General features: G+C 65.0%; 20 protein-coding genes and 2 pseudogenes. 10 read left to right on the top strand and 12 right to left on the bottom strand.

All coding sequences use genetic code 11. The features are described 5' to 3' along the window. The first annotated feature begins 107 nt into the window (after positions 1 to 107). The 4 genes from HLAC_RS10435 to HLAC_RS10420 are packed head-to-tail and all read left to right on the top strand — an operon-like array spanning position 108 to position 4,261. The gene (locus HLAC_RS10435; protein ID WP_015910798.1) at positions 108 to 1,229 is read left to right on the top strand and encodes a branched-chain amino acid ABC transporter permease; all 1,122 of its coding nucleotides are present in this window, start codon (positions 108 to 110) and stop codon (positions 1,227 to 1,229) included. Continuing rightward, a complete protein-coding gene (locus HLAC_RS10430) occupies positions 1,226 to 2,548 on the top strand; it encodes a branched-chain amino acid ABC transporter permease (protein ID WP_015910797.1) in 1,323 nt (440 codons plus the stop codon). Before HLAC_RS10435 ends, HLAC_RS10430 begins: the two co-directional genes overlap by 4 nt. Then, the gene (locus HLAC_RS10425) at positions 2,541 to 3,434 is read left to right on the top strand and encodes an ABC transporter ATP-binding protein (protein WP_015910796.1); all 894 of its coding nucleotides are present in this window, start codon (positions 2,541 to 2,543) and stop codon (positions 3,432 to 3,434) included. Before HLAC_RS10430 ends, HLAC_RS10425 begins: the two co-directional genes overlap by 8 nt. After that, the gene (locus HLAC_RS10420; RefSeq protein WP_015910795.1) at positions 3,431 to 4,261 is read left to right on the top strand and encodes an ABC transporter ATP-binding protein; all 831 of its coding nucleotides are present in this window, start codon (positions 3,431 to 3,433) and stop codon (positions 4,259 to 4,261) included. The genes HLAC_RS10425 and HLAC_RS10420 overlap by 4 nt, the downstream gene beginning before the upstream one ends. Before the next feature lie 232 nt (positions 4,262 to 4,493). Here HLAC_RS10420 and HLAC_RS10415 read toward each other — a convergent pair whose 3' ends face one another. The 5 genes and pseudogenes from HLAC_RS10415 to ggt all read right to left on the bottom strand — a co-directional run bounded on the left by HLAC_RS10415 (position 4,494) and on the right by ggt (position 10,509). After that, positions 4,494 to 5,540, bottom strand: coding sequence for an AI-2E family transporter (locus HLAC_RS10415; protein WP_015910794.1), 1,047 nt, complete (start codon positions 5,538 to 5,540; stop codon positions 4,494 to 4,496). A 298-nt stretch (positions 5,541 to 5,838) separates the two neighbouring features. Continuing rightward, positions 5,839 to 6,162 (bottom strand): annotated as a pseudogene (locus HLAC_RS10410) (ABC transporter substrate-binding protein); the annotation flags it as partial. Between the two features lie 186 nt (positions 6,163 to 6,348). After that, positions 6,349 to 7,515, bottom strand: coding sequence for an ISH3-like element ISHla1 family transposase (locus tag HLAC_RS10405; RefSeq protein WP_009486633.1), 1,167 nt, complete (start codon positions 7,513 to 7,515; stop codon positions 6,349 to 6,351). 42 nt (positions 7,516 to 7,557) lie between these two features. After that, positions 7,558 to 8,637 (bottom strand): annotated as a pseudogene (locus tag HLAC_RS10400) (ABC transporter substrate-binding protein); the annotation flags it as partial. Positions 8,638 to 8,880: 243 nt separating this feature from the next. Then, complete coding sequence (gene ggt, locus HLAC_RS10395) at positions 8,881 to 10,509, bottom strand: gamma-glutamyltransferase (RefSeq protein WP_015910792.1); 1,629 nt, start codon at positions 10,507 to 10,509, stop codon at positions 8,881 to 8,883. A gap of 173 nt (positions 10,510 to 10,682) precedes the next feature. On the opposite strand from ggt, the gene HLAC_RS10390 reads away from it, so the two are divergent. The 3 genes from HLAC_RS10390 to HLAC_RS10380 all read left to right on the top strand — a co-directional run bounded on the left by HLAC_RS10390 (position 10,683) and on the right by HLAC_RS10380 (position 14,152). Further along, positions 10,683 to 10,934: a hypothetical protein gene (locus HLAC_RS10390; RefSeq protein WP_049933536.1), complete on the top strand. Its 252-nt coding sequence runs from the start codon at positions 10,683 to 10,685 to the stop codon at positions 10,932 to 10,934. 293 nt (positions 10,935 to 11,227) lie between these two features. Continuing rightward, positions 11,228 to 11,458: a DUF1328 domain-containing protein gene (locus tag HLAC_RS10385; protein ID WP_015910791.1), complete on the top strand. Its 231-nt coding sequence runs from the start codon at positions 11,228 to 11,230 to the stop codon at positions 11,456 to 11,458. A 435-nt stretch (positions 11,459 to 11,893) separates the two neighbouring features. Then, positions 11,894 to 14,152 (top strand): CHRD domain-containing protein, encoded by a 2,259-nt coding sequence (locus HLAC_RS10380; RefSeq protein ID WP_079892106.1) that lies wholly within the window; start codon positions 11,894 to 11,896, stop codon positions 14,150 to 14,152. Positions 14,153 to 14,272: 120 nt separating this feature from the next. Here HLAC_RS10380 and HLAC_RS10375 read toward each other — a convergent pair whose 3' ends face one another. The 4 genes from HLAC_RS10375 to HLAC_RS10355 all read right to left on the bottom strand — a co-directional run bounded on the left by HLAC_RS10375 (position 14,273) and on the right by HLAC_RS10355 (position 19,831). After that, on the bottom strand, positions 14,273 to 15,310 hold the full coding sequence (locus HLAC_RS10375; RefSeq protein ID WP_474120922.1) for a DUF7972 family membrane protein: 1,038 nt from the start codon (positions 15,308 to 15,310) through the stop codon (positions 14,273 to 14,275). Positions 15,311 to 15,594: 284 nt separating this feature from the next. Continuing rightward, positions 15,595 to 16,053 (bottom strand): molybdopterin-dependent oxidoreductase, encoded by a 459-nt coding sequence (locus tag HLAC_RS10370; protein ID WP_015910787.1) that lies wholly within the window; start codon positions 16,051 to 16,053, stop codon positions 15,595 to 15,597. 487 nt (positions 16,054 to 16,540) lie between these two features. After that, positions 16,541 to 18,979 (bottom strand): heavy metal translocating P-type ATPase, encoded by a 2,439-nt coding sequence (locus HLAC_RS10360; protein ID WP_015910786.1) that lies wholly within the window; start codon positions 18,977 to 18,979, stop codon positions 16,541 to 16,543. Between the two features lie 96 nt (positions 18,980 to 19,075). After that, positions 19,076 to 19,831, bottom strand: coding sequence for a helix-turn-helix domain-containing protein (locus HLAC_RS10355; protein WP_015910785.1), 756 nt, complete (start codon positions 19,829 to 19,831; stop codon positions 19,076 to 19,078). A gap of 208 nt (positions 19,832 to 20,039) precedes the next feature. On the opposite strand from HLAC_RS10355, the gene HLAC_RS10350 reads away from it, so the two are divergent. Together HLAC_RS10350 and HLAC_RS10345 are read left to right on the top strand one after the other, a co-directional pair. After that, positions 20,040 to 20,414 (top strand): Htur_1727 family rSAM-partnered candidate RiPP, encoded by a 375-nt coding sequence (locus HLAC_RS10350; RefSeq protein ID WP_015910784.1) that lies wholly within the window; start codon positions 20,040 to 20,042, stop codon positions 20,412 to 20,414. After that, positions 20,411 to 21,640, top strand: coding sequence for a TIGR04347 family pseudo-SAM/SPASM protein (locus tag HLAC_RS10345; protein ID WP_015910783.1), 1,230 nt, complete (start codon positions 20,411 to 20,413; stop codon positions 21,638 to 21,640). The genes HLAC_RS10350 and HLAC_RS10345 overlap by 4 nt, the downstream gene beginning before the upstream one ends. A 174-nt stretch (positions 21,641 to 21,814) precedes the next feature. Here the strand turns inward: HLAC_RS10345 and HLAC_RS10340 are convergent, their stop codons facing one another. Further along, positions 21,815 to 22,417 carry a helix-turn-helix domain-containing protein gene (locus HLAC_RS10340; protein ID WP_015910782.1) on the bottom strand — a complete coding sequence of 201 codons (603 nt, stop codon included), beginning with the start codon at positions 22,415 to 22,417 and terminating at the stop codon, positions 21,815 to 21,817. A gap of 135 nt (positions 22,418 to 22,552) precedes the next feature. Between HLAC_RS10340 and HLAC_RS10335 the strand changes: the two genes are divergently transcribed. After that, positions 22,553 to 23,416, top strand: a complete 864-nt coding sequence (locus HLAC_RS10335; RefSeq protein WP_015910781.1) for a geranylgeranylglycerol-phosphate geranylgeranyltransferase — start codon at positions 22,553 to 22,555, stop codon at positions 23,414 to 23,416. A gap of 117 nt (positions 23,417 to 23,533) precedes the next feature. On the opposite strand, the gene yciH is transcribed toward HLAC_RS10335, so the two are convergent. Then, positions 23,534 to 23,827, bottom strand: coding sequence for a stress response translation initiation inhibitor YciH (gene yciH / locus HLAC_RS10330; RefSeq protein ID WP_004046732.1), 294 nt, complete (start codon positions 23,825 to 23,827; stop codon positions 23,534 to 23,536). Positions 23,828 to 23,948: 121 nt separating this feature from the next. After that, positions 23,949 to 25,271, bottom strand: coding sequence for a dihydroorotase (locus tag HLAC_RS10325; RefSeq protein ID WP_015910780.1), 1,323 nt, complete (start codon positions 25,269 to 25,271; stop codon positions 23,949 to 23,951). Positions 25,272 to 25,282 lie beyond the last annotated feature (11 nt).

Here is a 25,282-nt window from a genome sequence, read left to right as displayed (position 1 = left end):
ACACGAACGCGCCCCTTGCTGTCAACGACATTTGAGGTCTCCACTTTTGTCGGAACAGCGAGTTATTTACCTCTCGGTATCTGACGCTGCGTCAGTGAGACGCACACATGGGAACAACTGAATCGTCGATCGTCGACTCGGCGCGGGCCCGGCCGGGGCTTCTCCTCGTCGTTCTGCTCGGCGGCCTGTTGCTCGTCGACCTCGCCGCGAAGCTCGCCGGTTTCTCGATTCTCCCGATCGGCGAGGCGATCTCGATCGATCGGCTCGGCTCGAACCTCTGGAACGGGGTCGTGATCGGGCTCGTAATCGGGCTCGCCGGAATCGGCCTCTCGATGACGTACAGCATCCTCTCGTTCGCGAACTTCTCGCACGGCGACCTGCTTAGCACCGGGGCGTTCACCGGCTGGGGCGTCGCGTTCCTGATCGCCGGATTCGGCGATATCCCGGTTCGGGCGCTGCTGACCGTTGGGGACGCCGGGAGCGCGACCCCCGGCGACATCGGGGCGCACATCCTCTCGACGCCGGTCGCGATACTCGTCGGGCTGCTCGTGGCCTTTGCGGCCACCGCCGCCGTCGCGCTGGCGCTCGACCGCGCGTTCTACAAGCCGATGCGGGACCGCGACGGGATCTCGATCCTCATCGCGTCGATCGGCGCTGCGCTGATCGTCCGGTACGTGATCCAGTTCGTCTACGGCTCCGACCGGCGCGGCGTCACGGCGGCCATCGACGCCTCGAACCTGGCGTTCGACCCGCTCGGGCTCTCCGTCAACGCTCACGAGCTGACCATCGTCGTCGCCGCGATCGGGCTCATGCTCGCGATGCACTTCATGCTCCAGCGCACGAAGCTCGGCACCGCGATGCGGGCGATGGCCGACAACAAGGACCTCGCCCTCGTCACCGGCATTCCGGCCGAGCGCGTCGTCACTGCCACGTGGATCATCGGCGGCGGGCTGGCGGGCGCCTCGGGGTACCTCTACGTGCTGCTCCGCGGGACGATCCAGTTCGACTTCGGCTGGCTGCTGCTCCTCTTAATCTTCGCGGCCGTGATCCTCGGCGGGATCGGCTCGGTGTACGGCGCGATCGCCGGCGGGCTCGTCATCGGGATCGTCTTCACCACCTCGACGGTCTGGATCCCGTCCGACTTCAACCAGGCCGCCGCGTTCGCCGTGATGATCACCATGCTCCTGTTGCGCCCCGAGGGGCTCTTCGGAGGTGTTTCGACCGCATGAGCGACGCGTCGTCGCCGTCGACCGACGAGCCGCCGGAGAGCGCGACTGCCGCCCTGATCGACGCCGCCCGGCAGAGCGACCTCGGGCTCGTGATCGGGACGCTGCTTCTCGTCTACCTCGCCGCGACCCTGCTCACCTTCACCGACGGCCTCAACAGCGTCGTCGGGCTGATGCGGACGCTGACGTTCCTCGGGCTCGTGTACGCGCTCGCCGCACTTGCGTTGAACCTCCAGTGGGGCTACGCCGGACTGTTCAACATCGGTGTGGCCGGGTTCATGGCGCTCGGCGTCTACACGATGGGGATCGTCGTCCGGTCCCCCGACCCGGCGTTCGGTCCGCCCGGCTTCGGGCTCCCGCTCCCGGTCGGTATCGTCGCCGGGATGCTGGTGGCCGCGGTCGTCGGGCTGCTCGCGGCGCTCCCGGCCCTCCGGCTTAAGGCCGACTACCTCGCGATCGTCACGCTCGGCATGTCGGAGATCATCCGTCTGTTCCTCCAGTCGAGCACGTTCGACACGTTCCTCAGGGACACGCTCGGCGTCGGCACCGGCGGCGGCCGCGGCATGGGGCTACCGCAGAACCCGATCCGCGAGCTGTTCCTCGTCGACGGGCAGGCCGGGACGCCGACGGCCCTCGGCGACCTCGCCTTCGGTACCTTCGGCGAGGACGGGCTCGGGATCGCCAACACGATCATCATCGACTGGGCGTACATCGCCGTTCTCGCCGCCTTCGTGATCGCCTTTTACGTCCTGCTCGAACGGCTCGGCCGGTCGCCGTTCGGTCGGATGCTCAAGGCGATCCGCGAAGACGAGCTCGTCGCCGACTCGCTCGGGAAGAACGTGGACCTGATCAAGATCAAGGTGTTCGTTATCGGCTGCGCGCTGATGGGGCTCGCCGGGATCCTCTGGTTCGGCAGTCAGGGTAACGTCTCGCCGACGCCGCAGTTCATGCCCGTGCTCACCTTCTACGTCTTCATCGCCGTCATCATCGGCGGGTCCGGCTCGAACGCCGGCGCCGTCCTCGGGGGCATCGTCTTCGCGACGGTGCTCTTTGAAGGACCGCGCCGTGTCGGATCGTCGCTCAGGGATGTCATCGATGCCGAGACACCCTCGTCGTTCGCGGACGCGATCGTCACGCTCGACCCGACCGCGTTCCTCGCGTACGCGACCGACAACATCGCGCCGCTCCAGTTCGTCTTCCTCGGACTAATCTTAGTGTTCATCATGCACCGACGGCCTGACGGGATACTCGGCGACCGGATCGAGACGGCCGCGGCCGTCGATCTCTCGGAGCGCCCCAGCGGGGGTGAGACCGATGAGTAGCGACATTCCGGACGCGTCCGACGTCGCTGACGGAGCAGATGCGACCGCGGCGTCGACCGACGAACCCGAGGCAAACGACAGCGCGGTCGAGGAGGCGGCAAAGCACGTCCCGTCCGGAGCGCCGCCGCTCCGAGTCGAGGGACTCGTCAAGCGCTTCGGCGGCGTCACCGCCGTCGACGGCGCCTCCTTCGAGGTCGAACAGGGGTCGCTGACGGGGCTGATCGGTCCCAACGGCGCTGGCAAGTCGACCACGTTCAACTGCATCACCGGCGTTCACGAGCCGACGGCGGGGTCCGTCTACTTCAAGGGCGAGGACGTCACCGGGCTCGAACCGTACCGGATGGCGCGGAAGGGGCTCGTGCGGACCTTCCAGATCGCCCGCGAGTTATCGGAGATGACCGTACTGGAGAACCTGATGCTCGCGCCGAAAGGGCAGATCGGCGAGTCGGCGATCCGGTCGGTCACGCCCGGGCTCCGGGGCGAGGTCGTCGCACAGGAGGAGGAGATCCGCGAGCGCGCCTGGGAGACCCTCGACTTCTTCGAGATCGACCACCTCGCGACCGAACACGCCGGCAACCTCTCCGGAGGCCAGCGGAAGCTCCTGGAGATGGCGCGCGCGCTCATGACCGACCCGGAGGTGGTTCTCCTCGACGAGCCGCTCGCGGGCGTCAATCCCACGTTAGAGGAGAAGCTCCTCGATCGGATCCACCAGCTGCGCGAGGACGGCTACACGTTCCTCCTCGTCGAACACGATATGGACGTTATCATGAACAACTGCGAACACGTCATCGTCATGCACCAGGGCAGCGTTCTCGCCGAAGGGACCGGCGACGAGATACGGAACAACGAACAGGTCATCGAGGCGTACCTGGGGGAGGACATATGAGCGTCGAGGAGGCCGACTCCGTCGACGAAAACCCCGTCGACGACTCTGTCGACTCCGACGACACACCCGTCGCCGCCGACATGGACGACACTGATGCGGGAACGACCCACACGCTCGACGGCGACGCGATCCTCCGGCTCCGCGACCTCGACGCTGGCTACGGCGACCTCCAGATCCTCTCTGACGTCGATCTCGACGTCGCCGACGGGGAGTACGTCACCATCGTCGGCCCCAACGGCGCCGGCAAATCGACCGTGATGAAGACCGTCTTCGGGCTCACGACGTACATGGACGGCACCGTCGAGTTCGAGGGCGAGCCGATTCACGGGCTCGCGCCCGAGCAGATCATCCGCGAGGGGATCGGGTTCGTCCCGCAGACCGACAACGTGTTCCCGGGTCTGAGCGTGCGCGAGAATCTCGAAATGGGCGCGTACATTCTCGACAGCGTCCCCGAAGACCAGATCGAAGAGATTTACGACCGCTTCCCGATCCTCCGAGAGCGGTCGGGACAGAAGGCAGGGACGCTTTCGGGCGGCCAGCGGCAGATGGTCGCGATGGGGCGGGCGCTCATGCTCGATCCGGATCTACTGCTGCTCGACGAGCCCTCCGCGGGGCTCGCGCCCGACCTCGTCGCCGACATGTTCGATCGGATCGACCGGATCAACGACTCGGGAACGGCGGTACTCATGGTCGAGCAGAACGCCAAGGAAGCGCTCCGGCGCTGTGACCGCGGCTACGTCCTCGTCAACGGCGAGAACCGCTACACCGACCGCGGAGAAGTGCTGCTCGGCGACGAGGACGTGCGGAAGGACTTCCTCGGCGGGTGATCGGCTCACCGATAGTTCGGCTCGCGGGACGTTCGTTCGGAGAGTCGCTCGCTCTGTGAAGTTAAAAAACAACGTTGTCGAAATTCTCAGCCCATTCTGACCCGGCTGCGGTCAATGCAGGGGGTTGGCGTACCGATCAACAGATCGACTACGGGGAGCGGAGCGGGTACTCTCGAAGAGCTTCCGCAAAACGGCGGTTCGAAACCAGAGTCGTCCGATGGACCGCTTTCCATCACCGTGTCGTCGCGTCCGATCCGAGAAGCACTGGGAGGATGTCCCGCACGAAGTGGATGAAGACGACCAGTACAATCGGTGCGAAGAATACCCCGTACCAGCCGAATGCCACCACACCGAGAACGTACGTCAGGAGTAGCAGGCCCATGTTGAGTTCGCCCTTCGAGACGTACGACCGGATGAAGAAGTCGGGAATGACGTCGACGACAACAACCGTTACGAGGAAAAAGACGACCGGGAACCAGAGTGAACCCTCGCCTTTAGACACGACTTGCCAGACGAGGTAGCCGGTGTAGGGGTAGTAGATGAGTTTCATACCGATGGCCGGAATGAGTGTGGCCACTCCAGTCAGGAGTCCCAGGAGGAACGGGAATTGGACGCCCGTCCCGGCCGGAGCGATGATGTCCAAGACGTAGTAGGTACTGACGGCGAGGAGGCCACTCGCTCCGATCGTAATGAGGTTCCCCGTGTAGATCGTCGTGAGGTCGGCGTCTACCTGTTCGACGAAGGTCACGGCGGCGGGCTGATGCTCGAAGCTCCGTCGGAACCACTGTGCGATTTTGTAATCGTCCCGCAAGAGGTAGAATGCAAGCGTGAAGCTGACGAAGAGACGTAACAACCAGACCGTGGCTGAACTGGCGAACCCCCGCGCCCTAGAGACGTTGTCACGAAGGATGCCGAATAGCCCTTGTTCTTCAGACCCCGACACGAGGTCAACATAGGGTTCTAACACCGTCCTGAGCTGTTCGAGATTTGCGATTGCAAAAAACTGGTCAATCTCGCGGATCCCAACGAATGTGGCATACGCGAGGATGAGGAGAATCGGCAGGCCGACGGTCAGGAGCGTAACCGTCGCACTGAGGTCCGGATGTTCGGTCCATTGGTCTATCCATCGGTAGATCGGCCGTGTCGCATAGTAGAGAAAGATGCCGACCACGATGGCACCGACGAACGAGTAGAGAACGAACGCCACCACCGCTGTGATCAGGACCCCGACGAGGATCCATGCGACCGAACCGTGACGGTCCCTCAGGGAGGCCACCATACGATTCTATTGGACCTCTAGGGGGATAACAGCCTTCACTATTGACATTCTTCCTCAATACCTACGTCGTTCACGGCGAGGAGGATGTCATTGTTGCCGAATGACTCTTGCTGGCTGGGTTCGGCCAGCGACTGTACAGCTACCGCACCTCACCTTTTGCTGATAGAACTCTCTGCGGTCAGTTCGCAATCCTCAGCGACCCGCTATTTCGGACGAGACACTCTCCGAAGAATCGGATTTCAACAGGCTCAAAAAACGGAAACGGAACTCTCGACGACCGACCGTGGCTACGCGACGACTACTGGTTCAGCACGCTCGACCACTGGCTGGTATACGTCGCCTGCGCCGGCTCGAAGGAGACGCGCTCCCCGATCGTTCCGCCGTTCTCCTCGAAGGAGGCCACGTACTGTTCTTCGAGCGACTGGCCGTAGGCGTCGTTGAGGTACAGCGTTCCCGAGGACTCGGCACCAACCAAATCGCCCCTCGCAAGCTCGGCCATCGCCGGGCCCTGCAGGAGGTCGGAGGGCGCGGTCCGGAAGATGTAGCCGTTGTCGTCTAAGTCGGTTACGTCCGGACTCGTTGAGGACGGCGAGATGCCGACGACGCCGTTGGGGATGAACACTCAGTACCTCACAAAGCATCCTCGGCTAGCTGTTTCTGCGGCCTGAGTTCTGTGTCGAAGCGGTTGTACTGACGGTCTCGACGAGAGAATTACGGACGGATCGACGGAGAGCTGTCGCTGTCGGCGGCGGTCAGCCGCCGACGCGACAGCGTCGCCACTCACTCCGCTGGCTTGCTCGGTCGGTGGTTAGCGGTGGAATCGGTCGTCAGGTGGCCGATTCGCGGGGACGGCCCGACGCACCGCGAGGGCCGTCCACGCAGCTCGTCGAATCATATTGACGAACTCCTTGTACGGCCACCACCAGAGGCGACGCCCGCCTCGGCGGGGCGTCGCCACATACTCGTAGTGAAGGTACCGCCAGACGTTCTGTAAGAGGAGACTCACCACCACGTACAGCAGCCGTACCGTTGGATCTCGTGTTGTCGTTGTCGCTATCGCTTGCTCAAACAAGCGATAGCTTGACTCGATACCGAAGCGTTTCGAGTAGTGGTATCGAGCGTCCCGTGGTGAGTCGATGAACGGCGCGTCAGCGGCGTAGCCGTGACGCGCCACACCGTTCTCGTCATACTTCCCATTTAGGTACGTACAGTCGATGTAGACGGGAAAATCGACGGTCCAGCTGTGACCGTCGAGTTTCCCCGTCAGATCATGCTGAATGACGCGACTCCATCCTTCCGAGAGCTCTTGCTGAATCGCCTCACCCCACCGGATGATCGGGATCACGTACGCGTAATTGTGCGCCTGAAGCAGCGTGAGACACTTACTGTCGTAGAATCCGCGATCAAGGTAGACGGCCTTGACCCCGGCGTCAAGGCCGTCGAGGACACCGAAGAACTCAGCGAGGACACTACTTGCGGTATCGCCGTCTTTGAGACGGCGTACCGCCAGCGTGTAGCGTTTGTTCTTCACACGCGCGTAGAGTGTGGCATAGGCGTGGAACGCAGTGGTTCCACGCTTCGCTACCGAGTGATAGAGGCCGTCTGTGTCGTCTTCGTCACCGTAGTAGGGCCGCAGGTGGAGGTCTGCGCAGACCTCCACCTGTTCGGGGAGCAATTCATCGAGATCCTTTCGCAGGAGCGTGTTAGCGACTCGTTCGAGCCGTTCCGGCTCGAACTTCGTCCGAAGATGGTAGAGGACCGTGTTCCCAGCGGGTGAGTTCTGGCTCGACGCACAGAGCGTAGAGACAGAGGTCCCGTCGGCGCAAGCGCCGACGAGGACCTCATAGATGTCTTCAGCAGTGATTTCAGCGTTATTGGCTAACGAGAGCGAAACTTCCTCGTCAAGGCGGTTGACGAGAAAGTTAAGAAGCTGGTCCTCGTGGATCTCACCGTCTGCTTGTTTGGTTTTAGACACACCTTCAGCAAGCAGACGTTCTAACTAAGCGGCTTTGTGAAGTACTGACACTTGGTCCGCGACCTGGAGGTTCACGTTCGAGGCGGCCGGTCCGACGACGGCGCCGTAGCCGGCGTCGACGAGCGCATTCGCGCCCGAGATACCCGCCTGCGGATCGGTCTGAGTGTCCTCCACGCGGGTGTTCACCGTGACGTTCAGGTCGGCGTCGTTGACCTGTATCGCGGCGAGCAGCGCGCCGTCGCGGATCGGACCGCCGAGCGAGCCGAGGTCACCCGTTTCGGGCATCAGCACGCCGATCTGCGCCTCGAACTCGCCGTCGATTCCGACGGGGTCCGCCGCCGTCGCGTTCAGGTCCTCCTCCGAGAGTTCGTTGCCGAACTCCAGCGTGTCGAGCGTGACGATCTCTCCGTCCTGGAAGTCCTGCACGTCGTACGCCGCGGTGGCGATGTCGCCGTTGGCGTCGAAGTTGACGCTCGACGACGCTCCGACGTAGTGGACGGGGTCGCCGGCGGCGACAGTCTCGACCGCTTCGGGGAGGTTTTCCGGACCGAACTCCTCGCCGCCGGGGTTCGCGACGGTCCGGACCCGGTCGCGGATGGCTTCCCCGTTGTTCTCGCCCGCGGCGGTCGCCGCGAGGATCTCGACCGCCATCGCGTCGTACGCCTGCGCGGTGAACACGCCAGGCGCGGTGTCGTACTCCTCCTCGTACGCACTGGTGAAGAACTCCGCTCCCGGACCGCCCGCGGACGGGGCAGTCCCGATGACGTTGTTCATGTCGTTGTCGACTTCACCGGGGAGGTCGGAGTCGATGAGACCGTCGGGCACGATGATGTCGAGTTCGGGCACGTCGCTGGCGAAGCCGGAGTAGAAGTCGCGGAACAGCTGGATGCCGGATTCCGGGAAGCCGACGACCATCACGGCGTCGGGCGCGCTGCTGCCATCGCTTCCGTCGCTTCCGTCGCTTCCGTCGCCGCTGTCGTTTCCGTCGGAGCCGTCGGAACCGTCGGAACCGTCGCTTCCGTCGCCGCCGTCACCGCTCTCGGTCGAGCAGCCGGCGATTGCCGCAATGCCGGCCGCGCCGGCGCCTCTGAGTACGTCGCGTCGCTGTATTCTTCGCGTCATTCTGTTACGTCATACCATACGTGTGTTTATAAGTGTATCCACGCCCACAAATACCACAGCGGACCGATCGATTCCGACTTCAGGGAGTATAACCCGTTTTAACTGCCGACTACCGGCGTCTGCGCCGATCGTCGAACGGCGCAAAACAGCCGTTTATTATAAATATCTATCATTTTCTACTGCCGGGCGTGACAGGAGTCCGTCTCGCACGGATGAAAGGCCAGCATTCCGTCTGGCCGAGACTCAGTACCCTTGTGCGTTCCCGTCCTTCCGCGGCTCGGTCGCCGCCGAGAGAACACCGTCTCGAGACCGCGCGATCTGGGCGCCGCCGAACATGGCCGGCGGGAGGGTCAACACGTCGTGACCCTTCCGGGCCAGCTTCGCAGCGATCGCCCCGTCTGCTTGGGGTTCGAGCGCTAGCTCCCCGCTCTCGCGGTAGCGCCACCGCGGCTCGTCGAGCGCTTGCTGGAGCGGCATCCCGTAGTCGACGAGATTCGAGACCACCTGCACGTGGCCCTGCGGCTGCATGTACCCACCCATCACGCCGAAAGCGGCCCAGTCGTCCTCGTCGAACCGAATGAGTCCGGGAATCAGCGTGTGGAACGGCCGCTTACCCGGTTCGAGGCGGTTCGGGTGGTCCGGGTCGAGCGAGAACGACGAGCCGCGATTCTGGAGAGCGATCCCCGTCTCGCCCGCGACGAGCCCGGAGCCGAACCCGGCGAACCGCGAGTTGATGTACGAGACGACGTTCCCCTCGTCGTCGGCAACCGTCAGCAGGACGGTGTCGGCATCCTCCGCGTTCGCGTCTGGGATACCGAAGCCCACGTCGTGGTTGGCCATCTCGCCGACCTCAGTGGCCCGCCGCTTCGCCCACGACGCGGACGCAAGCGGTGGGATCTCTTCGTACGCCGGATCGGTGATGTAACGGTGGCCGTCGTGGAAGGCGACCTTCAGCGCCTCCGCGAAGTAGTGGACGCGCTCGGGAGCGTCGTAGTCGTACTCGCCGGCGCCCACCTCGGCCGCGACGTTGAGCGCCTCCAACGCGATGAGCCCCTGGTTGTTCGGCGGGAGCTCGTACACCTCCGCGCCGTTGTACGTCGTCGAGACCGGCTCCGGCCACTCCACCTCGAAGTCCGCCAGATCCTCGACCGTCATGAAGCCGCCCGCCGCCTGTACCTCCTCCGCGATGGACTCGGCGATCTCGCCCTCGTAGACGGCGTCGGCGCCCTCCTCGGCGATCAGCGCCAGCGACTCACCAAGCCGCGGGAGGGTCACCCGCTGGCCGACCGTGGGCGACTCGCCACCGAAGAGGTACGCCTCACGGGCGTGGTCGCTCTCGAACAGGTCCTCGCCGTGGGTCCACGCGTCCGCGATCACCTCGCTGACCGGGTATCCCTCCGTCGCGTAGCGGATCGCCGGCTGCAGGAGTCGGTCGAGGCCGAATTCGCCGAACCGCTCGGCGGTCGCCTCCCATCCGCGCGCAGTTCCCGGGACGGTGACCGTCTGCGCTCCCGTTTCCGGCATCTCGACCTCGATCGGGTCGTCGCCGTCGACGTTATCGTCGGCCGCGAGTGCCTCCCGGGCGTTCTCGACCGTCGCGTCGGCGGGCGCGCCGCCGCAGGCGCGCATGGCGCCGACCTCGCCGTCGGCGGTGCGGTACAGCGCGAACACGTCCCCGCCCAGCCCTGTCGACGTGGGCTCGACGACGTTAAGAGCGGCGGCGGTCGCTACCGCGGCGTCGAACGCGTTCCCGCCGTCGCGTAACACCTCGATCCCCGCCTCGCTCGCGAGCGGCTGACTCGTGGCGACCACGCCGCGCTGTCCGTACACCGTCGACCGCCGGGAGCCAAACCGATCCACGTCTGGGTCCATAGCCACACGTTCGCCGGCCCCCGGTTAAACGTCCCCCTAGACAGTACCGGTGTTCGAGGGGGAGATAGTTGATAATAGGTAATATATAATACATATCGTCTCATCAGATCACGGGATCAGATGACCGGGCGAGACGACAAACGAGAAGACGAGCGCCGAAAGCCTGCCGAACGGTGGATCTCCCGAGGATCTTGGTCGACGCCGTCGTGCTCAGGTACGCGGGACTTGCCGCGGTCGTCTCGTCGCTCGGGGAGGTCCGGGATACGCTCGTGAGCGACGACCAAGCGGGATACGACGATTCGGCGGTCGCAGTGGTCGACCCAAAAGGTGCTCGCGGGGATCGAGCGCGCGACCGCCGCCATCGACGCTCCTCTTTGAGCAGCACGGGGACGCCCCAACGGGATACACGAACCATCGAGCAGTGACGATTTCGGAGAGAACCGAACCGATCGGACTCTCTGACGGTCGTCGATCAGTTCGTCTAAATGTCGCCGCGGCGCATTCATAAACCAATATTCGCGATATCAATAACGGATTGTTCCCTCATCGTTCCGGGTCGCCGTGCCCTCACGAGCCGTCTTTTTCGTGCGATATCGCTCAGTATCGCCGCCGAGACCTCGTGAACTCGGGCTCGCTCTCATCCGCTCAGTCGGAGAGTAAGCCGCTCTTACTGATTTTGGAACTTTATAACTAATCGGGTGGCCCTCCCATTACCGGTATGGACGGTATCACCCTGCCGTCGGTCGATCATCAGCTGTTGTCGGGGATCGAACTCTCGATGCCGCTCCAGTTCTCGGGCGACTTCCTCGAGCTGGCGGTGTTGTTTTTCATTATCGCAATCGTCGCAGCAGTCCTCGGTGCACGCGGGGTCGCCGGACTCTCGATGACCGTCGCGAAGTGGCTCGTCATCATCTTCCTGGTGTTGGCTGTGATCTCGCTCCTGCTCTGAGCGTCCCCGATGACTGACTACGGCGTTCCCCTCAGCGCATGAGGTCGTCGGGGCCCGAGGACAACGGGGACGCCGTCTACACGTCGGTACGAGATCTCACGACAGACAGTTCGAGCGTCGACGACGACACCATCGACAGCGAGGCAAATTTGTCCGGCTACCCAAACATCGCGAGAAAACTCCGTTATCGTCGTTTGCACGTTGACGAGCGGGAGACAGGTGTGGGTGGAATAAGCTGAGATCAATTAACGGTAGGCCCGTCAGCAAACTGATCCAGCGATGACGCGAAAACGCCAAACGTGAGCCGCTTGGATCGGCTTATTCACCGACCTTGTGCACCGACGTTGTCGATGCCAGCTCGAGTTTTGTGAAATTACATATTATTTCAAATAATCGCAATATAGCTAAACAATTGATCTACGTACGTCGAGTGCGATGTCTAAGGAACCGAATGAGCCGACTGAACCGTCCGTAAGGAGACGCACGTATCGACGCCGAACAGTAATGGGAGGGCTTGCAGCGGGTGCGGGTCTCAGCGCACTCGGCTCGGAAGCCAGCGGCCAAGTGCGAGCGCAAACAGATGACGGATCCGAAGAGTGGCCCCCAGCGGATAGCTGGGAAGCACACGTCGCCGTCCTGTCGGGGTCTCAAGCTGACGTCGAAACCGATGCGGGTGGTTGCGCAAACCTGATGCCGGGCGAAGCGGGGACACTCATGGTCGATCTCGTACTCGAGGATATCGAATGCGTCACGCAGGCGCACATCCACGAGGGCGAGCGAGGGGAGGATGGACCGGTTGTGGCACCGCTTCTCGAATACACCGGGGACGTAGACGGGGGCGGTAACGGAGATCCGCTTACCACCCGTTCGGATGTCCCGCTGATCGAAGGGACAGTCGTCGACGATCCCGAACTCGTCGAAGCCATCTTGAACGATCCGGGAGCGTACTACGTCAACGTACATACGGTCGACAATCCGGGCGGAGAGATTCGCGGACAGATCCGCGGATTCGACTTCGGCCAAGAAACCCAACTCGAACCGGTGCCGGCGGAGTTCACTGTCTCCGGACTGGATCCGAAAGATACCGAAGTAGCCCGCAGCAGGGAGATAGACGTGTCTGCGCGGATTCGAAACGTCGGCGACATCACCGATACCCAAACCGTCGAACTTCGTATCGACGACGAGGTGGTTGCAGAGCGCGAATTGGAGTTAGCCTGCCGTTCGTCGGAGAGGGTTCGATTCGAAAATATCGACATCGACGATCTCGGCCCAGACGAGTACGAATACGGTGTCTTCTCCGAAGACGATTCGGAGACGGGGACGCTCACCGTCCTGCGACCGGCGGAGTTCAGAGTCTCCAATCTGGACCCGGAGGATGTGACCGTCACTCGTGGAGATCTGATCGATGTCTCTGCAAGCATACAAAACGTCGGCGACATTTCCGATACACAGACGGTCGAATTTCGGATCGACGACGAAACCGTTGCCGAGCGACGGTTAGAACTCGACGGACGCGAGTCGAGACGGATCACCTTCGAGGAGATCGACACGAGAACACTCGAACCCGACGAGTACGAACACGGTGTATTCACCGAGGACGACTCCGAAACGGGGACACTGACCGTCGAAGCGGCCGAAGAGTCCGGGTTCATGGTCACCCTCGATCCGGAAGAACAAACCGTCACCCAAGGGGAGCAGTTCGGCCTCTCCGCAACGATCGAAAACGTCGGCCAAGTGGCTGACACGCAGACGGTCGAACTCCGTTTCGACGGCGAACTGATCAACGACCAAGAAGTGGTGCTCGATAGTGGAGAATCGAGAACGCTCCGCGTCAGAGGGATCGAAACCGACGACCTCGATCCCGGCGAATACGAGTACGTCGTTTCCACCGACGACGACTCCGCAACGGGGATATTGACGGTCGAAGCAGTCGAAGAGTCCGGGTTCATGGTCACCCTCGATCCGGAAGAACAAACCGTCACCCAAGGGGAGCAGTTCGGCCTCTCCGCGACGATCGAAAACGTCGGCGAGGCGACTGACACGCAGACGGTCGAACTCCGTCTCGACGGCGAACTGATCAACGACCAAGAAGTGGTGCTCGATAGTGGAGAATCGAGAACGCTCCGCGTCAGAGGGATCGAAACCGACGACCTCGATCCCGGCGAATACGAGTACGTCGTTTCCACCGACGACGACTCCGCAACGGGGATATTGACGGTCGAAGCGGCGGACGGTGACGACGATGATGAGAATGGAGAGGAAGAGAATGGGGAGGAGAATGGAGAGGAAGAGAATGGGGAGGAGAATGGAGAGGAAGAGAATGGGGAGGAGAATGGAGAGGAAGAGAATGGGGAGGAGAATGGAGAGGAAGAGAATGGGGAGGAGGAGAACGGTGAGACTGAGAACGGCGAGGAGGAGAACGGCGAGACTGAGAACGGCGAGGAGGAGAACGGCGAAGAGGAGAACGGCGAAGAGGAGAACGGCGAAGAGGAGAACGGCGAAGAGGAGAACGGCGAGACTGAGAACGGCGAAGAGGAGAACGGCGAAGAAGATGGAGGCAGTGGAGAAGGCGATGGTGGAGGAGAGGATGGACAGGACGAGAACGGCGGAACCACTGAGGAAGATGGGAACGGTGGAGATGGGAACGGCGAAACGGAAACCGGCGAAGAAGGTGGAACCGGAGGAGACATGTGAACTGCCACTACCTACCCTACTCGCTCACGGTTGACGCCGTTCGCTGAATTCGCCACGATTAGATCGGCCACTGCGGCCGATACCCATCGAGATTATTCAACTGGCTATCGGCCGGGTGGACTACTGATCGAACTCCAGTCCGACATCGGCCTTGAGGGTGAACACCGTCGATTCGAGGGAGTGTTTCGAGACGGTAAGCATGCGAAGCATGTACGAACTGAGAAGCACGTACGGGGAAAGCGCGATAACGAACGCGAGGTTGACATAGAGGAGTCTCGATCCGACTCCCGGGAGCGTCGTTTGCGGGAAGAGTCCGGTGTCCATCGCGAGCAGAACGTACGACGTGAAGACGATGACCGGGAGCGAGAGAAGGAGGAGGGCGCTCGATAGGTTCCGGAGCTCCCGCTTGAAATACAGCGTCGTGAAGTACTCTCGACCGGACGCGAGGATCGTGAGTATCCGGAGCAGTGTCGCGAGCGACTCGTGATCCGATTCCGTGAGTACGTCCCCGTGGGTGGCTTTCAGGCGGCGGGTCACGTTGATGTGGCGGGCGTAGGGGTAATCGAGCGTGCTCAACAGGAGGATCGACACTCGAGGGTCGCTTTGCCGGATGCGCCTCTCTATCTGGGACAATCGTGTGTCGATATCGTCGGCGAAGGTAAGCAGATTCGCCCGCGCCCGCTCGTCGGTCGTCGAGCCATCAGTGGTCCGGAGCGATTCGGTTTCGGAATGGATCGCCTCGATAACGTACTGGAGAAACGGCTGTAGCCCGGCCGGACTGATGCCGTCCTCCACGAGTTCCTCCAGTTCGATCTGGAAATCGATGGAGTCCTCGATGCTGGCCAGTTTGACCTGGAGAGGAGCGAACTCCTGGGCGAGGGCTGCGGTATTGATCGAGAGGACGACCGAGACGAACAGGATGATCCCGCCGAGCAGCGTGTTGAACAGGGTCTGGACCGCTCGCGTCTCGGTGACGAGCCGTTCCATCTCGAACTCCCAGACGGTTCCGACCGTCAGCAGCGCCACCAGGATGACGATCTCCGTGACGAGTGCGAGCACTCGTCGATCTCCGGACAGGAGCACCCACCGAACCAGCCGGGTGACCGGGTTCCGGGGACGGGTCCCGGAAGAGTCGGGATCGGCTCCTGTATCTGTGATCTGGTCGAAAATACTGGCGTCACTCCGATTGAGTCGACTAAGTCGGGGTGTGGTAATCACTAGTCGGCTGCTAACGACGGTAGGAGTCGGATACCGTGAGAACGGCAGGCGTGGTTCTCCGGCGTGTACTCGTCTCTCCTCGGACGTGTGGACGGAACGCCGGCCTCGGCACTCATAGGGCTCGTCATCGCCGGTGCCGAGGCGGCTCGGAGCGGTGCATCGTCATCGGCCGGTGGCTCGTAGTCGGTTCGTCGCCTAAAAGGGTCGGGTCCGGACCGTCGCCGTCAGTACCCGAGCTCTTCGTAGTCTCGCGGCTCCTCTCCCGGGCCGAGTCGCAGGAACCGGAGTTCGCGGACTCCCCGTACCGTCCGCCCGGCGTCGACGGGGGCGACAAACCGCGGACGGCGGGCCGGCGGCAGGGGCTCACCCTCGCGTTCGACGGCGAGTACACCGCCGAGCGCGGTCCGGATTGGCACGCAGACGGCGTACTCGTCGGCGGCGACGCGGACGTGGGTCGCCGCCGGATCGACGTCCACGTCCGGCCGGTCGAGCAGCGCCGCCACGGGAATCCCGCGCCAGACGCCGCCCCAGCGCTCGCCGCTGGCGCACAGAAACTCTTCTTCGACGCGTTCGAGGGCCCTGTCGAGTGCGTCACACACCACCGTCCCGTCCGCGAGCCCGCACAGCCGTACCGCGGTCCGCGACGCCGCGCCCGGGTCCTCACCGCGTTCGTGTGGGCACATGACCGACCGTAGGCGCTCCGGCCTTACAAACCGGCCGCACCGTTTTCGGGAACTGGGTATTCGGGACGGCTTCCAGCGGACTGTCGACAGTTCAGACGCGCTACTCGTCGATTTAAAAAGCCGGGACGAGGCCGGTCACTCGCTGCCGTGACACGACCCCGTGTACGCGTTCCATCGGCCGGTTCCGTTCGGAATCTGGCCCGTATCCGTCGCGTCGAACGTCGCCGCAGAGCGTGCGACCGCCTCGGCCGCAGTCGGCAGGTCGTCGCTCGTCGCGCGGTCGACCGACGCTTCGTCGGTCGACGCCGTCGTTTCCGTCTCGATGCTCGTCTCGCGCGTACTCGGACCCTCGGGACCGACCGCAGCCTCCGATTCCGAGCCTGGGTCAGCAGTGTACTACGGGTGGCACGTCTTCCCCGAGACGCGCATCCTTAATAATTGTTCATGTTTGTTCGAACGTTGCGGGTCGTAGATCCGAACCTCTCGACTACTCGAAGGACTCCGGCTCAATACCGGAGAGGCGCATCGCGTTGCCGGTGACACCGAGGCTCATCCCCATGTCGCCGACGACGACCGCGACCGCGACGCTCACCAGTCCCAGCGGCACGCCCAGCGCGAGCAGGGCCTTCACGCCGAGGCTCGCCCAGACGTTCTGACGGATGACGCCGTTGGCGGTGTGCGAGAGCGCGTACAGGTACGGGAGCTTCGCCACGTCGTCGCCCATCAGTGCGATGTCCGCGGTCTCCAAGGCCGTGTCCGTTCCCGCGGCGCCCATCGCGACGCCGACCTCTGCCGCGGCCAGCGCCGGCGCGTCGTTGATCCCGTCGCCGACCATCGCCACATCGCCGTATTCGGCCTGCAGCGCTCGGACCGCCTCGACCTTCTCTTCGGGCAGCAGCTCGGCGCGGTACTCGTCGACCCCGGTCTGCTCGGCGATCGCCCGCGCGGTCCCCTCGTTGTCGCCGGTCAGCATCACGACGCGCTTCACGCCCAGTTCCCGAAGGCGCTCGACCGCCCGCTTCGAGTCGCGTCGAACCTCGTCGGCGATGGCAATGGCTCCCGTTAGCTGTGTCGCCGTCCCGACGAGCACCACCGTTTTCCCCTCCCGTTCCAGCGCGGCGAGGGTCCCCTCGGCGAACTCTCTGGGACCGATGTCGCCCGCCGGCGGGTCGGCGTCGTCGCCCTCGGTGACGACCCCGCCGTCGGTCTCCGCCCGTGCCCGCGACAGGTCGAACCCGAGGTCCTCGAACAGCGCGGGCTTCCCGGCGTAGTACGTCTCGCCGTCTATCTCGGCGCGGATCCCCTTCCCCGTCAGGCTCTCGAACGCCGCCGGCTCGGGGTGGTCGGTCACGCCTGTCCGGTCGGCGCGGTCGAGGATCGCACTCGCGATCGGGTGCTCGCTCCGCCGCTCCAGCGCCGCGGCCCGCCGTAGCAGCGTCGCCTCGTCGGCGTCGCCGAGCGGTACGAGGTCGGTGACCGTGAGTTTGCCCTTGGTGAGCGTGCCGGTCTTGTCGAGCGCGACGGCGTCGACCTCACCCATCGCTTCGAGGTGGTTCCCGCCCTTGATCAGGACGCCGTTTTTCGCCGCGCTCGTGATCCCGGAGACGACCGAGACGGGCGTCGAGATGACGAACGCGCAGGGACACGCGATCACCAGCAGCGTGAGCCCGCGGACGAACCACGTCCCCCAGTCCGCGGCGAACGTGATCCCGTAGCCGGCGACCTCGACGGCGATCGGCTCCGCGATGACCAGCGGCGGGATCGCGGCCGTCAGGACCGCTAGCACGACCACAACCGGCGTGTAGTACCCAGCGAATCGGTCGACGAACCGCTCGGTATCGGTCTTCTTGGCCTGTGCACCCTGCACCATCTCGATGACGCGCGCGAGCGTCGAGTCGCCTGCAGTCGAGGTTACTTCGATCTCCAAATACCCCTCCTCGTTGATCGCGCCCGCGAACACTTCGTCTCCGGAAACCTTGTCGACGGGCACGCTCTCGCCGGTTATCGGCGACTCGTCGACCGCGCTCTCACCCTCGATAACCGTTCCGTCGAGCGGGACCTTCTCGCCCGGACGGACGATCACGGTCTCGCCGACCGCTACGTCATCGGCCGGGATCGTCGTCTCCGCATTCTCGCGTTTCACGGTGGCCTCGTCCGGCGACAGCTCCATTAGCTCGCGCAGGGAGTCGCGAGCCCGGTCCATCGCGTAATCTTCCAACAGCTCGGCGATGCTGAAAAGCACCGCCAGCGTGGCGGCCTCGACGAAGTAGCCGATCCCCGTCGCCGCGATGATCGCCGTTCCCATCAGCAGGTCGATGTCGAGGCTCCGGTTCCGCGCCGAGTAGTACCCCCCGCGGATGACGGGGAGCCCGCTCGCCGCGACCGCGCCGAGGAACAGAGCGTCGGCGAGCGTGAACGGGACGCCGAGCACACTCGCTACTTCGGGGTTCTGTGCGGTCAGAATGAACTCGAACAGAAGTCCGAGCGTTACGAGTCCCGCGCCAAGCCACGTCTTCTTCGCGCGCGCCGTCGTCCAGACCTCGGCGGGGGGCGCGACGGCGACCCCGCCGGATTCCGTGTCGGCGTCGGTGCCTCCCTCGGTGTCGTCGCCGCTCTCGTCGCTGCCCGACCGCCCGCCCGTGACCTCGTAGCCGGCGCCCTCGATGGCTGCGACCACGTCGTCTTCATCGATGACATCGGGGTCGTAGGTCACCGTCGCCGTCCCGGCGGTCGGATTGAGCGCGGCGTTGGTCACGCCGTCGAGACGCCCAATCGCGTTGTCGACCTTGCCGGCACAAGAGGGGCAGTCCATCTCGGGGACCGCGAGGCTGACGGTCAGCTCTCGTCGCCTCCCGTCTGCGCCGGCCGCCCCGCCGGTCGTCTCGCTGCCGGCCGTCTCTTCGCTGCCGTTCGAGCCGTCTCTCATTACGCGGAGAAAGGGGTCGTATCTCGATAAGCCTTCGTTGGAATATTCCAACACCTGCAGATTGGGACGCCCCCGGCAACGCCGATCCCCGCCGCCTCATTTCGAGGCCGGCGAGGCGTCGACAACCCGCTCGTCGACCACGTGCGCCTTCGCGAGACGCTCCTCGGCCCGGCGGAGTCGGTAGGTGAGCGTCGATCGCGGCACGTCGAGGTGGTCGGCGAGTTCGCCGACGTCGACCTCGCGCGGGGACTCGTAGTAGCCGTGTTCGACGGCGGCCCTGATCGCGGCCTCCTGCTCGGGAGAGAGCCCCACTTCGTCCCCGCTCGTTCCCGACCCACCGGCTGCGCCCGACGCACTCGCCGTCTTGAGCAGTTCGGTGCGGGCGGCGTCGCCGACGGCGGCCCGGAGTGCGTCGAAGAACTCGCCCACGTCTCCTTCGCCGGAGTGAATGAGCCGCCAGGTGTAGTGGCGCCCTTCGTGGCGTGTCTCGAACAGCACGCTCTCCCCGAGGTGGTCGCGCGCGATGTGTGGCACGGACGCGCAGACGGGCGTGGGCTCCCAGTCGGTGTACAACACCAGCGTGTCGTCGGTGTGATCGAGGACGCGGGTGGTCTGGGTCGCGCCGCAGTGCTCGGTCGCGAGGCAGTCGGCGTAGTAGTCACCGTCGAGGAACGCGGCCTCGATGTCGTCGAGCGCGGCCGGGGTGCCGGTGGCGTGGTCGACGCGCCAAAGGTGGTCGTCGGTGGCGTGTACCGACAGTGATCGGACCCGGGAGCCGGGGTGGTCGGCCAACGCGTCGGCCACCCTGTTGCGCCCCGGCTCGTACTCCAGAGCGAAGACGAGTTCGCGCATACCGGGCGATAGGCGCCCGGCGGATATTAACGCGCGGCCCGACCCGCCGCCGGATCTATGCGCGCCGTTCGGCCCGACTCCACCACGCGTATTCGATTTGATATACCGAAACGCGATTTATCCGTGCGGCGTCCGAACGTGTTCGGGCGCGTTTCGCGGCCGTGAGAACCCTCGAAACCGGGTTCGGTGGGGCATGTGTACGCCGGGTATGGTCGAGAAGACGGACCGAACCGGCGGATCGGATGGAATGCGCTCCGCAGACGGTCGTCGCTTCGAGGTGTTCGTCCGCGAGAGGGAAGCGGACCCGCTCCGCCACGTCGGCACCGTCACCGCGCCGACGCCCGACGCCGCCCACGGGGAGGCGAGCAAGCTCTTCGCGTGGTACGCCCGCGACGTATGGGTGTGTCCCGCCGACGAGACGCACCGGTACTCTGCCGGGTCGCTCGCGGACGAGGAGAGCGGCGAGGCAGCCGGTGACGAGAATCCCGACGCCGACGAGCCGCGCGTCTACGAGGAGACGGAGGGGACGCCGACCGTCTCGTGTGGCGGGGCGCCCGTCGACGACACGGAGGGGTCGCGATGATCTCCGTCAGCAAGCTCCTCTGTGGGCTCGACGCCGAAAGCGACGGGCTCCGATACGACGCGGCCGACGGGTCGAAAAAACCCCAGATCACGGACGACAAACAGCAACGCCCGGTCGTCGTCTGGAACACCACGAAGCGGTGTAACCTCTACTGCGAGCACTGCTACGCCGCGGCCGATCAGGAGGAAGCGCCGAACGAGCTGTCGACCGCGGAGGGGAAGGCGCTCATCGACGACCTCGCCGAGTTCGGGGTGCCGGTGCTCCTGTTCTCCGGCGGGGAGCCGCTCGTCCGCGAGGACCTCCTGGAACTGATTGCACACGCCGCCGACAGCGGCGTCCGTCCCGTGCTCTCGACGAACGGGACCCTCCTGACTCGCGACCGTGCCCGCGAGTTGAAGCAGGCGGGGCTCAAGTACGCGGGCGTCTCGGTCGACGGTCTCCCCGAGCGCAACGACCGCATTCGGGGCGAAGAGGGCGCGTTCGACGCCGCGGTCCGGGGGATCGAGGCGTGTCTCGACGTGGGGCTCAAGACCGGGCTCCGGTACACGATCACCGAGCACAATGTCGAGGACCTCGCGGGCGTCGTCGACCTGCTCGTCGACGTGGGCGTCGACCGGTTCTGCTTCTACCACCTCGACTACGGCGGGCGCGGCGCCGACATCTCCGACGTGGATCTGAGCCCCGAGGCGACCCGGAAAGCGGTCACCGACCTGTGTGACCTCACCCGCGAGTACCACGAGTCGGGCGAGGAGATCGAGACGCTGCTCGTCGGCAACTACGCCGACGCGGGCCACCTCGTCGAGTACGCCGACCGCGAGATGGGGACCGATCGCGCACAACGAATCTACCGGTACCTCGAACGCAACGGCGGCGACCCGACCGGCGAGCGCGTCGCCGACGTGGACCCCGTCGGTAACGTTCACCTTACGCAGTTCTGGCAGGGATACTCGCCCGGGAACGTCAGAGACCGATCGTTCGGCGCGATCTGGTCGGACAAGTCGAACCCGCTTCTCGGGGCGCTCCGCGAGCGCGAAGATCACCTCTCGGGGAAGTGCGCCGACTGCGCGTACCAGAGCGTCTGCCGCGGCGGCTCGCGGCTGCGCGCGCTGGCGGCCCACGACGACCCGTTCGCGCCCGACCCGAAGTGCTACCTCACCGAGGCCGAACGCGACGGGGAGGCCGCAATGAGTCGGATTCGAGGCGGGCCGGCCGCCGACGCGGACTGATAGGGATCATCGTAGTAGCCCATAGATTCACAATAGCTGATCGATAGATGCGGGACCTCGAATGCCACGAAACATCCGGTTGGCTACGATGATCCCTATGAGCTACCGGTCGGGCTGGTCGCCGTCGGCGCCCAATCGCGCTCGTCGGACGATTCTCCCGCAGTGCCGTACTTCTCACTCGACCTCGTCGAACACGTCGGTGACGAGCTTCGCTTGAGCGGCCCGGAGCCGCTGTGAGAGCGCGGACTTGCTAATCTCTATCTCGGCGGCCAGATCGCCGAGCTCCACGTTTCGGTCGTTGTCGAAGTAGCCGCGGACCACCGCGAGTTCGAGCCCCTCCCGCTGTTTCGGGGTGAGCGCGGAGAGGTCGAAGGTCACCTGCTCGGTCGCCTCCGGCCCCTCGACGACCGCGAGTCGGACCAGTCTGACGTGATCGAGGGCCTCCCTGAGCGCACCGACCACGTCGCGGACCGTCTCTCGGTCGTCGACGTAGGTGGTCACGAGCATCGTCCCGTCTTCGACCCGCCGGACGTGCGGGACGCAGCCGAACCCTTGGAAGATCCGACAGAGGCAGTCGTCGGAGACCTCGCCGCGAGCGCGCACGAGCCCGTCGTCGCCGGTCGGCTGCACGTCGACGGTGCACTCGTGACCCACCGCGTTGACGGCCACGGCGCTCGCGTCGGGAGTCTCGGAGACGATGGGACACTCCCAGTCGTCGCTCGGATCGATGTCGAGGTCGACGCGGAGTCGGCGCCCGTCCTCTGCGGCTTCGGCCATGGAGCCGCTTGGTCGGCCGGCGGCTTCAGCGCTCGCCGGATCCCCAGTGTCCGAGAACGCGCGCGACAGGTGGCGGCTCCGGCGCGAAGGGGCGGAGCTGCTTCCGCGGCGCCGTCGTCGGATCCCGCGCCGTTTATGTGCCACGCCGCGGTGGACCGAGACGACGTGCGCGAGACAGCACGCGGAGTCTTCGAACTGGCACGCCCGGGTAACTGCATCGCCGCCGCGGTGCTCACCGGAACCGGCGCGTTCGTCGCCGGCGCCAGCGACGCGCTCGCTCCGGCGGCGATCGCCGCGGTCACCACCGCGTTCGCGGTCGCCGCCGGCAACGCCATCAACGACTACTTCGACCGGGAGATCGACGCGATCAACCAGCCCGACCGCCCGATCCCACGCGGCGCGGTCTCGCCGCGGCGTGCGCTCGGAATCTCCGGCGTTTGGTTCGCGGCCGCCGTCGCGCTCGCGCTGGCGCTCCCGCGGCTGGCGCTCGCCATCGCCGGTGTCAACCTCGCCGCCCTCGTCACCTACACGACGATTTTTAAGGGGACGCCGGGGCTCGGCAACGCTCTCGTCTCGTACCTCGTGGGATCGACGTTCCTGTTCGGCGGCGCTGCCGTCGGCCGCCCCGAGGCGGTCGTCGTGCTCGCGCTGCTCGCGGGCCTCTCGACGTTCGCCCGCGAGGTGATCAAAGACGTCGAGGACGTGGTCGGCGACCGGGAGGAGGGGCTTCACACTCTCCCGGTCGCGATCGGCGAGCGCCGGTCGCTGTGGGTCGCGACCGGCTCGCTCGTCGTCGCCGTCGCCGCCAGTCCGTTTCCGTACCTCTCCGGGACGTTCGGCGGCGCCTACCTCCTCCTCGTCGCGGTCGCCGACGCGGTCATGCTGTACGCCTGCTACGAGGCGTTTACCGACCCGACGGCGGCACAACAGCGGTTCAAGTACGGCACGTTCCTCGCGGCCGTCGCCTTCGTCGTCGGTCGCGCTGCGCTGCTCATTTAAAAAGGCGGTCGACGATATCGTCGTCGTCGACGACGCGGTCGCTCACCGAACGAGGCCGCTTAAAAATCCGCAAAACGAAAACCGCGAACCGCTCGACGGCGGACGGTTAGGTGACGGTCACGCGACGTTGAAGCCCTTATCGCGGAGGAAATCCTCCACGCGACCCGAGTGGTTCCCCTGCAGCTCGATGGCGCCGTCCTCGACGGTGCCGCCGCAGGCGAACTTCGACTTGAGATCCGACGAGAGGGAGCTCATGTCCACGTCTTTCGGGTCGAATCCTTCGATGACCGTTACCTCCTTACCGTACCTGCGCTCGTCGATGCGGATGCTGATCTGCTGGGACTCTTTCGCGACGTCCTCGCAGACGCAGAGTTCCTGGGGCAGTCCGCACGTCGAGCAGACTTCCGACATTACGGCCCGAACTACAAGATGCCCGTATTAAATAGTGTCGGGAGTGCGGCCGCCGTGCACGCCGAGTGCGGCCACGATCGCGACCCTGATTCGCATCGTGGCACGCGATTCCAGGGACTCCTTACGACTCTCGCACGTTTCGACCGACTGTCTCGCCGAACGACTCCGCGCCGGTGACCGGATCGCGCTCGTAGGCGATCTTGCCACGGACCGTCGTCAGCTCCGGGAAGACGCCCTGTAACCCCTCAAAGGGCGTCCAGCCGGACGCGCCGTGGAGCGCGCCGGCCTCGATCTCGCGGGGGTTCGTCAGATCGACCACGACGAGATCGGCGTCGGCGCCGGGTTCGATCCGCCCTTTCCCCTCGATCTCGAAGATCGACGCCGGGTTGGCGGCGACCACGTCGCGAACGCGCTCCAACGAGAGGTTCCCCTTGCGGACGGACTCCAAGAGAAGCGGATAGAGGGTCTCTACGCCCGGAACGCCGCTGGGCGCGTCGACGAGCCTCTGTCGCTTCTCCGCGACCGTGTGGGGCGCGTGGTCGGTGGCGACCACGTCGACGTCGCCGTCGCGGAGCCGCTCGAAGACGGCCGCGCGCCGCTCCTCCGAGCGGAGCGGCGGGTTCATGCGCCCGAAGGTGCCGAGCCGCCCCGCGTCCTCGCGCGACAGGAAGAGGTGGTGCGGCGTCACCTCACAGGTTGCGTCGGTATCGCTCACGGCGTCGATCCCCTCGGGCGTCGACGTGTGCGCGATATGCACCTGCGCGTCGCTCTCTGCGCCGGCGTCGAGGGCGCGCTCGATCGCCGCAGTCTCCGCTTCGGCGGTTCGGTAGGCCGACCACGCGTCGGCGTTCGCGGCGGTGCCGACCCCCCCGAGGTCGCCGTCGAGCGCACTCTCATCGAACAGGGTCTCGTCCTCCGCGTGGACCGTGACCGGAACGTCGCGGGCGGCGGCCTCGGCGAGCGCCTCCTCGAACAGGTCCAGTGCGATCCCCATGTCGCCGGTCGAATCCGCGAGGAACACCTCGCCGAGCGCGAACAGGGGGCGCTCGAAGAGGCTCTCGGGGTCCCAGTCGGCGGTGACGCCGCCGTTGATCCCGTAGTCGACGAGCGAGTCGGCGGCGAGGGCGGCCTTCTCGTCGAAGGCGTCGCCGTCGACGGTCGGGGGTGAGGTGTTCGGCTGGTCGACGACCGTCGTCACGCCGCCCGCGGCCGCGCCCCGCGAGCCCGAGGTCCACGTCTCCTTGTGGCTCGCGCCCGGCTCGCGGAAGTGGACGTGGACGTCGACGGCGCCGGGGAGAAGGTGGCGTCCCCGCGCGTCGACGACGCGCTCGCCGGTGTCGGCGTCGAGTCCCGCGTTCGTCGGTTCGACCGCGTCGATGGTCCCGTCTCGGATCCGAACGTCGCGGACCCGCCCGTCGGCCAGCTCCGCACCCGTGATGAGCATGGGTACGCGCT

The organism is Halorubrum lacusprofundi ATCC 49239 (assembly GCF_000022205.1).
Classification (GTDB): domain Archaea; phylum Halobacteriota; class Halobacteria; order Halobacteriales; family Haloferacaceae; genus Halorubrum; species Halorubrum lacusprofundi.
This window is presented reverse-complemented; position numbering and strand designations above follow the sequence as displayed.